The organism is Psychrobacillus sp., from assembly GCF_056205495.1.
This window is the reverse complement of sequence record NZ_JBAEAP010000042.1, coordinates 1-7,570: the sequence shown is the minus strand read 5'-3', so window position 1 is coordinate 7,570 and position 7,570 is coordinate 1. Positions and strand designations below refer to the sequence as shown.

8 protein-coding genes are annotated in these 7,570 nt (G+C 36.1%); 6 read left to right on the top strand and 2 right to left on the bottom strand.

From position 1 onward, the window contains the following. Positions 1 to 39: 39 nt before the first annotated feature. Complete coding sequence (locus tag AC06OU_RS01390) at positions 40 to 288, bottom strand: ferredoxin (RefSeq protein WP_169359599.1); 249 nt, start codon at positions 286 to 288, stop codon at positions 40 to 42. 171 nt (positions 289 to 459) lie between these two features. Here AC06OU_RS01390 and AC06OU_RS01385 point away from each other — a divergent pair, with 171 nt between their 5' ends. The 6 genes from AC06OU_RS01385 to AC06OU_RS01360 all read left to right on the top strand — a co-directional run bounded on the left by AC06OU_RS01385 (position 460) and on the right by AC06OU_RS01360 (position 6,206). Then, positions 460 to 1,428 (top strand): YpbB family protein, encoded by a 969-nt coding sequence (locus tag AC06OU_RS01385; protein WP_475853532.1) that lies wholly within the window; start codon positions 460 to 462, stop codon positions 1,426 to 1,428. Between the two features lie 2 nt (positions 1,429 to 1,430). Beyond that, positions 1,431 to 2,837 (top strand): RecQ family ATP-dependent DNA helicase, encoded by a 1,407-nt coding sequence (locus tag AC06OU_RS01380; protein WP_475853531.1) that lies wholly within the window; start codon positions 1,431 to 1,433, stop codon positions 2,835 to 2,837. Positions 2,838 to 2,913: 76 nt separating this feature from the next. Next, complete coding sequence (locus tag AC06OU_RS01375) at positions 2,914 to 3,537, top strand: LysM peptidoglycan-binding domain-containing protein (RefSeq protein WP_475853530.1); 624 nt, start codon at positions 2,914 to 2,916, stop codon at positions 3,535 to 3,537. A 72-nt stretch (positions 3,538 to 3,609) separates the two neighbouring features. Further along, positions 3,610 to 4,242, top strand: a complete 633-nt coding sequence (locus AC06OU_RS01370; RefSeq protein WP_475853529.1) for a CBS domain-containing protein — start codon at positions 3,610 to 3,612, stop codon at positions 4,240 to 4,242. Between the two features lie 193 nt (positions 4,243 to 4,435). After that, positions 4,436 to 5,203, top strand: a complete 768-nt coding sequence (locus tag AC06OU_RS01365) for a metallophosphoesterase (RefSeq protein ID WP_475853528.1) — start codon at positions 4,436 to 4,438, stop codon at positions 5,201 to 5,203. Between the two features lie 28 nt (positions 5,204 to 5,231). Then, entirely contained in the window at positions 5,232 to 6,206 is a 975-nt protein-coding gene (locus AC06OU_RS01360) for a YpdA family putative bacillithiol disulfide reductase (RefSeq protein WP_475853527.1), read from the top strand. A gap of 188 nt (positions 6,207 to 6,394) precedes the next feature. Here the strand turns inward: AC06OU_RS01360 and AC06OU_RS01355 are convergent, their stop codons facing one another. Next, positions 6,395 to 7,366: an asparaginase gene (locus tag AC06OU_RS01355; protein ID WP_475853526.1), complete on the bottom strand. Its 972-nt coding sequence runs from the start codon at positions 7,364 to 7,366 to the stop codon at positions 6,395 to 6,397. Positions 7,367 to 7,570 lie beyond the last annotated feature (204 nt).

Genomic DNA, 7,570 nt, shown 5'->3' with positions numbered 1-7,570 from the left:
CAAGAATATGAGTTACTCATATTCTTGGCCTTTACTGTACTATTCGAATTTAAGTGCGTCGCCTTCAAATGATTCTTCTGAAACTTTAATGGAATCTGTAGGACAGCCTTCAAATGCGTCTTCCATATCCTCCATCAATTCCTCTGGAACTTCTGTTGTCCCCGTGTTATCATCTAAAATAACAAAGGCGATACCTTCATCGTCATAGTCATATATATCTGGAGCAGCTGCTCCACAAGCTCCACATGCGATACATGTATCTTTATCTACTATAGTGTATTTTGCCATTAGTATATTCTCTCCTTTAATTCTACTTATACGAATTAGCTATCTTATTCATTCTAAAGCTGTTTTCATTACTTTTCAACAAAAATACTTTTAAACTGTGAGGTATTTAACTTGTATTTTAGCCAACTATTACTAAATATCATACAAAGTTTTAATGGAGAGCGGTCAGCAATGGCTTCTTTTTACTTATTAAAAGGAAAAAAATCAGGTCAAACGATACAAGATGTGACATATTTTAGTTTGCATCAATATTTCTCTATTTACCCGAAACTCACAAAGGAAGAGTATGAAGAGGAGCTATCTAAGCTCTATGAATACAGCTGGATTGAGCAGCATGACACTCTGCTAAGGGTCAGTGACAAAGGGGAAGCTCAGCTAAAGGGTTATAAAAATCCGCTGTTTAATGGATGGCTATTAAGAGGAAATGAAAAAGTTTTTTGGGGAAGATTAGAATTAGTCGTGCAAACTCTATCCCACTTTAAGAACAATGAATCAAGATTTATACCAAACCAGAAGGATTATTTTGTTCACCAATTCGTCAAAAGCTATTTAAGAGGAAGAGATTATAAATCCGACAAGTTTCAGCAAAGCTTTAAAAGTCAACTTGAACACCTGTTATTGCATCCAAGTCTAGGGGACATTCATCGGACGTTGCTTATCTATAGACTGAGTGGATATCAAATAAGTGGATTGACGTGGGATCAGCTGGCTATGGCATACGAGTCGTCGGTTACAGATATGAAGCTTCAATTTGTAGAAGCACTACACATTATTTTAACTAATTTAAATGAAGTAGACCATCCTGATTTAACCCAATTAGCACAAGATATTTTTGTACATAATCCTTTGACCCAATCTGCCTTAAAGACAGAACAGCTCTTAGCGCAAGGCTATTCTTTACAAGAAATCGCCTCTATCAGATCTCTTAAAGTAAATACGATAGAAGATCATTTAATAGAAATCGCTTCTACTAATAAAAGTATGTCTCTTACACCCTTTATTTCAGAAGAAGATATCCATCGAGTTTTGATGATCTCGACTAAAAATAAAACGAAAAAATTGAAAATAATTCGAGATAGTTTACCAGAGTTAAGCTATTTTCAAATTAGATTAGCTTTAGCTCTTGAAAGGAGTGTATGAAAATGGATCAGCTTCAGCACATACTTCAGACTCGGTTCGGTTATGCAGAATTTCGAGAAGGGCAAAGAGAAATTATTGAACGAGTATTGTCGGGAAACGACGTTGTGGCTATTTTGCCGACGGGAATGGGGAAATCATTATTATTCCAATTGCCCGCTTATTTAATGGATGGAGCAGTTCTAGTCATTTCTCCATTGCTCTCCTTAATGCAGGACCAGGTGGAGCAGCTTAAAATGCTAGGTGAAAAACGAGTGGTGGCGATCAATTCCTTTTTATCCTTTGAACAAAGAGAAGAAGCATTATCTCGCTTGAAAACATATAAATTTATTTTTACTTCACCAGAAATGCTGCAAAACGAGTATTTTCAACAAAGGCTTTCTAGTATTTCAATTGCGTTCATAGTAGCAGATGAAGCGCATTGTATTTCTCAATGGGGGTTTGATTTTAGACCAGACTATTTAAGAGTTTCTAAATCACTTCAGGCATTTCGACATGTGAACGTGCTCGCTTTAACTGCTACTGCTACCAACGAAGTGATAAAGGACATTGAACATACATTATTAATGAAAGAGCCATTTGAGTATATTCATTCCTTAGATCGACCTTATATTGCCTATGAATCCTATCAGGTAGAAAACCAAAAAGAAAAGCTGACCTGGATCATAAATAGAGTCACTAACACAACTGGCCCTGGGATTATCTATAGCCAGTCTAGAAAGAAAACACAATTTTATGCCCAGGAGCTTCAAAAAAAGGGAGTAAAGGTTGCTTATTATCACTCGAAAATGGATCAAGAGGATCGTATTCTTATCCAGCAGCAATTCCAGCAAGGACATCTAGATTGGATTTGCGCCACGAACGCTTTTGGTATGGGAATACATAAGGATAACATTAGGCAAATTATACATGATCACATACCAACCTCTATAGCCAACTATATGCAAGAGGTAGGCAGAGCTGCGAGGGATGGGGAACAGTCGATTGCTACAATTCTTTATATGCAATCTGATGTTGAACAAGCCTATTTTGTAGCTATGCAAGAATTTCCAGAGGAGCAGGATATTGAAATTGCTTATCGGAATAGTGATCAGGTAGTTTTATCAGAAACGACACAAAGAATATTAGATTACTGGAAAAAGGAATTATCCCAGCAAGAAACGATTAATCTTTTTCAACGTATTCGACAAAAAAAGTGGAGAGAAATACAAGATTTGTACACCCTTTTACAAAATGAGGTTTGTATAAGGGAACAATTATTAGCTCATTTTGGTCAAAGGTTAACAAGGAAGCCCAAAAATTGTTGTTCAAAATGTACTCTAAATCTTCAGGAAATATTTCAGCTACACGAAAAAACCACTGTTAATACTACTAAACTTGATTGGAAGAGTAGATTAAATAGTCTCTTATAGCTCTTAACAACATTTACATTTTCAACAAAATTCGTCATAATAGTAGTAGATAAGTGGAAGAATGGAGTTTGAAAAAATGAGTAAAGATGATTATCAAAAAAAAATAGAAGAGCATAGACAATCCATTGGGGTAGAAAATGAATCATCAGAATTGAGAAGAAGCAGAAGAAATGCTACTGGCAAGAAGAAAAAGAAAAAGAACCTTCTTTTACCAACCTTATTTGCTATTTTTATATTATTGCCCGCAAGTTTTTTACTCTATGTCCAGTTCTTCTATGTGCCTGATAAAGAAGAGACGACAGAAGAGGCTAGAATTGAAGTGGAAACAAAACCAATCTCTAATTCAAATGAGAAAGATGAAAAAGATGAAGAGGTTAACGAACAACCAGCTCAAACAGAAAAAATAGAAGAAACAAAGCCAGAAGAGTCCACTGAGGTTGCCCAATCAACTCCTGCAGTAGTACCTGCACCTGTGGAAAAGGAAGAACCGAAAGCACCAGTACAGGCGGAACCTAAGAAGGAAGAAAAAGTAGAAAAGCCTAAAACTGAGGCTAAAACGCATATTGTTAAAGGAAATGAGACTTTATATCGAATAGCTATGAACTATTATAAAAATCCAGATGCAGTTGAAAAAATTAAAGCTGCTAATGGTCTAGCTTCGAATGAAATTTATGAAGGACAAAAATTAATCTTACCATAATGAACAGATGGGAGGATAAATAACCTTTTTATAGAATATATAAGTATAGACCTATGAGAAAGAGGTGTTTGCATGTTTGTAAAAAGTGTTATGATCCCGAAGGAAAAATGCTTAACGATTAGTGGAGAATCTTCCGTATTGGATGCTTTAAATGAACTGGAAGCTAAGGATATTGATGCTCTACCAATTATTGAGTCAGGAAAATATTTGGGAATGTTCAATAAGTATCTGTTATATAAGGCGTATTTTTACAGTAATACAGATAAAGAAACGTTTTTAAAACAGACAAAAGTGTCAGATGTAGTGACTAGGGAAGATACCTTTGTCAAAACAAGTGATGTATTCGAGCAAGCGTTTATGAAATTATATGATTTTCCAATTCTTGCAGTAGTAGAGGATGAGAAATTTTTAGGTCTTGTCACTCGATACGATACGATACATCAATTTAAGAGTGCCTTTGGAATGAATACGAAGGGAACACGAATTGCCTTTACTTCAGTAGAATCAGAAGGAAGAATTTTGAAAGTGTCTGATATTCTTCACAAGTATCACACTTCCGTAATATCCTTAGTTACTTTTGATGAAACTGACAAGCTTGTGCGTCGAATCGTTCTTAAGATTGATAACGAACAGAAATTAGATCGTATTATCCATGACCTAGAAAAGTCAGGCTTCCGGGTGTTACATATAGACAAGGATGAGTAATATAGATCGGTTCAAAGGCAGGGGTCATTCCCTGTCTTTTTGCTTGGAAACGGATTAGTGAATAGTTTGCCTTGAACCTCGTGATCAAATAGGAATATAGTAGCTTAAGGGCTATTCTAAACTCTTGATATGATTAACGGGTAAGGTATAGGAGCTTTCGCTTTTCTTATTTGGTTTAGGGGGAATATAATAAGTGTTATCGATAGGAATCACCATTGTTATTGCAGGTATCATTCTCTTCCTTTACATGCTTTTTCTAGCATTTCAAACTAATGTAAAAGAACATCATCTCCTTGTGAAAGAAATGCCAAAAGGGACACAATTGAATATATTTTTTATTTCTGATATACATCGCAGGAAAATAGATGATACATTAATCCATTCCATCATTGGAAAGGTAGATTTAGTAATCATAGGAGGGGACCTGACAGAAAAAGGTGTACCTTTGATGAGGACAAAGCTCAATCTGAAACAATTAAAAAAGCTTGGTCCTGTTTTTTATGTATTTGGAAATAATGATCGTGAAGTAGGCGAATCTAACTTATTGTCTATATTTCAAGAGCTAGACATTCAAATGTTAAACAACACTTCTGTCACGATCTCCGAAGGAAAGATACCTATTCGCTTAGTAGGGATAAATGATGGATTTGTAGGGAAAGTAATAATTGCAGATGCATTTAATCTGGTGGAAGAAAAGGATATTATCATATTTGTAAGTCATGCACCGGCATTTTTCCATTCAGCTCTTAAGGTAAGTAAGCCACGGCTAATGCTAGCTGGGCATTTACACGGCGGACAAATTCGTATAGGACCTATTGGTATTTACGAAAAAGGCTCCTACCGATTAAAAGAAAATCGCGCAGAATTAATAAGTAATGGATTTGGTACTACCGGAGTGCCACTGCGCTTAGGAGCTAAATCTGAGTGTCATATCATAACCCTTCATAACATGGAGAGATAGACATATAGTAAGAAAGGAAGTTTTATACGTGGAACAAGTTTTAGATGTAGTGGTAATTGGAGGGGGTCCTTGTGGACTATCAGCAGCAATTTCTACTCAAGAAATGGGATTAGAAACGCTCGTTATTGAGAAAGGAAATGTGGTGAATACTATCTTCAACTATCCTACTCATCAAACTTTTTTTAGTACGAGTGAAAAGCTCTCCATTGGAGATGTACCTTTTATCGTAGAAGAAAGAAAACCAAAAAGAAACCAGGCTTTGGTTTATTATCGTGAGGTAGTGAAACGTAAAGATATTCAGGTTAACAAATATGAGCAAGTGGAACGTGTTGAAAAGTCTACTGATCATTTTCAAATAACTACCTCTAAGGGCTCTTACAAAGCTAAGAGCGTAATAGTAGCTACAGGTTATTACGACCATCCTAATTACATGGGAATACCCGGAGAGGATCTTCCGAAGGTATTTCACTACTTTAAAGAAGGACATCCATACTTTTCCCAAGATGTTTTAGTAATTGGAGGTAAAAACTCAGCAATCGATGCTGCTCTTGAGCTAAATAAAGCAGGAGCCAATGTTACAGTGGTATATCGCAGGGGACAATACTCCTCAAGCATTAAGCCATGGGTTTTACCAGAGTTCGAGGGATGTGTAAGAAACAACGAAATCCAAATGCACTTTAACACTGAAGTCTTATCGATTGAAGAAAACAAAGTGACATTAAAAGGATCAGAGGGCGAGTTCGACATTGAAAATGATTTTGTTTTTGCTATGACGGGCTATCATCCAGACCATTCTTTTTTAGAAAAAATGGGAGTAGCCATTGATAACGAAAGTGGAAGACCATCTCATAATCCAGAAACCATGGAAACAAATGTGGAAGGTATTTTTATTGCAGGAGTAATAGCAGCAGGAAATAATGCAAACGAAATTTTTATAGAAAACGGTCGCTTCCATGGTGAGCTAATAGCTAAAGAAATTAAAAGAAAAGAAGAAAGCTTATAGACTTTTCTTCTTTTCAAATGAAAGTGAATTAATTTCTTTACTATAGCTTACCAATTTACAGGACTATTTTTTAAAATACCTCAAGAGAAAAATCTCTCGAGGTATTTGCTTTTTTGAGAGCTTTTATTAGGTCTGTTCACCGGGTTACATAGCTCCAGCGCTTATTAAGTTATCACAGACTTTTTATCTTACCTAGCAAATATACTAAGAAGAGCTTGTTTTGGATCTGGATGATTTAAGGCGATTAGTAAAGCTAGTCTAGCTTTTTGGCCGTTTAAGCCTTGAGCAAAGATAACTCCTAACTCCTTTAAGCCTTTCCCGCCACCCATATAACCGTATACGTCCTGGGCAATTCCGTTAAAGCACCTAGATACAAGAACGATAGGGATGTCCTTATTCAATAAATCTTGAGTTGCTGGTACTAGGCTAGGTGGTACATTGCCTTGGCCCAATCCCTCTAAAACTATCCCGTCATATCCAACATTTACGGCTGCTTCTAAGAGATCGGCTTCCATCCCTGCATAGACTTTAAACAAAGCAACCTTCTTGTTAATCTGTTGAATTGGAAAAACAGGCTGATGATTAGGGGTGTGATGAAAATATACAATAGACTTAGAGATAAATCCGATAGGACCATATTGCGGACTTTGAAATGTGCTGACGTTACTGGCATGTGTTTTCGTAACATTTACCGCTGTATGTATTTCATCATTTAATACAACTAAAACTCCTTTTCCAACTGCATCATCAGACGAAGCGACTTGGATAGCCGACACTAGATTATATAAGCCATCTGATCCTATTTCATTAGCAGACCTCATAGCCCCGGTAAGCACGATAGGAATGGCTGGTCCAATCGTTAAATCTAAAAAATATGCAGTTTCCTCTAAAGTATCTGTACCGTGAGTGATTACCACTCCATCAATTTCACCTTTATCGATATATTGATCAATTAATTCTTTTATACGGAACATCTCAAAGGGAGTTATATGTGGGGAAGGAAGATTGAATATTTCCAGCTCAATAATATGTGCTAGGCTATTTAATTTATCTGCTTCTACCAGTAATGGATTGCTTTCTGAAGGTACTACTGCACCTGTTTCTGCATTTACCTGCATTGAAATAGTACCGCCGGTATGGATAAGTAAGATATTTTTCATTGATATAACCTCCAGAAATTTAACAAAATGAGAAGAAATTAATGTATAATATAAATAGTAAAATGGAAGGAGTAAGATCATGTTCGTACTACTTTCCTGTGCGATTGCACCGGCTCTTGCGCTTTTAAGTTATTTCTATCTTCGTAGAGAAATTGCCGAAGAACCTTCAAGGCTTTTGTTACATACATTTATTTATGGTGCTAT

What these genes read in the sequence shown, in the direction of transcription:
- AC06OU_RS01390 (WP_169359599.1), bottom strand. Translation starts at nt 288, where the DNA reads ATGGCAAAATACACTATAGTAGATAAAGATACATGTATCGCATGTGGA.
- AC06OU_RS01380 (WP_475853531.1), top strand. Translation starts at nt 1,431, where the DNA reads ATGGATCAGCTTCAGCACATACTTCAGACTCGGTTCGGTTATGCAGAA.
- AC06OU_RS01385 (WP_475853532.1), top strand. Translation starts at nt 460, where the DNA reads ATGGCTTCTTTTTACTTATTAAAAGGAAAAAAATCAGGTCAAACGATA.
- AC06OU_RS01370 (WP_475853529.1), top strand. Translation starts at nt 3,610, where the DNA reads ATGTTTGTAAAAAGTGTTATGATCCCGAAGGAAAAATGCTTAACGATT.
- AC06OU_RS01355 (WP_475853526.1), bottom strand. Translation starts at nt 7,366, where the DNA reads ATGAAAAATATCTTACTTATCCATACCGGCGGTACTATTTCAATGCAG.
- AC06OU_RS01375 (WP_475853530.1), top strand. Translation starts at nt 2,914, where the DNA reads ATGAGTAAAGATGATTATCAAAAAAAAATAGAAGAGCATAGACAATCC.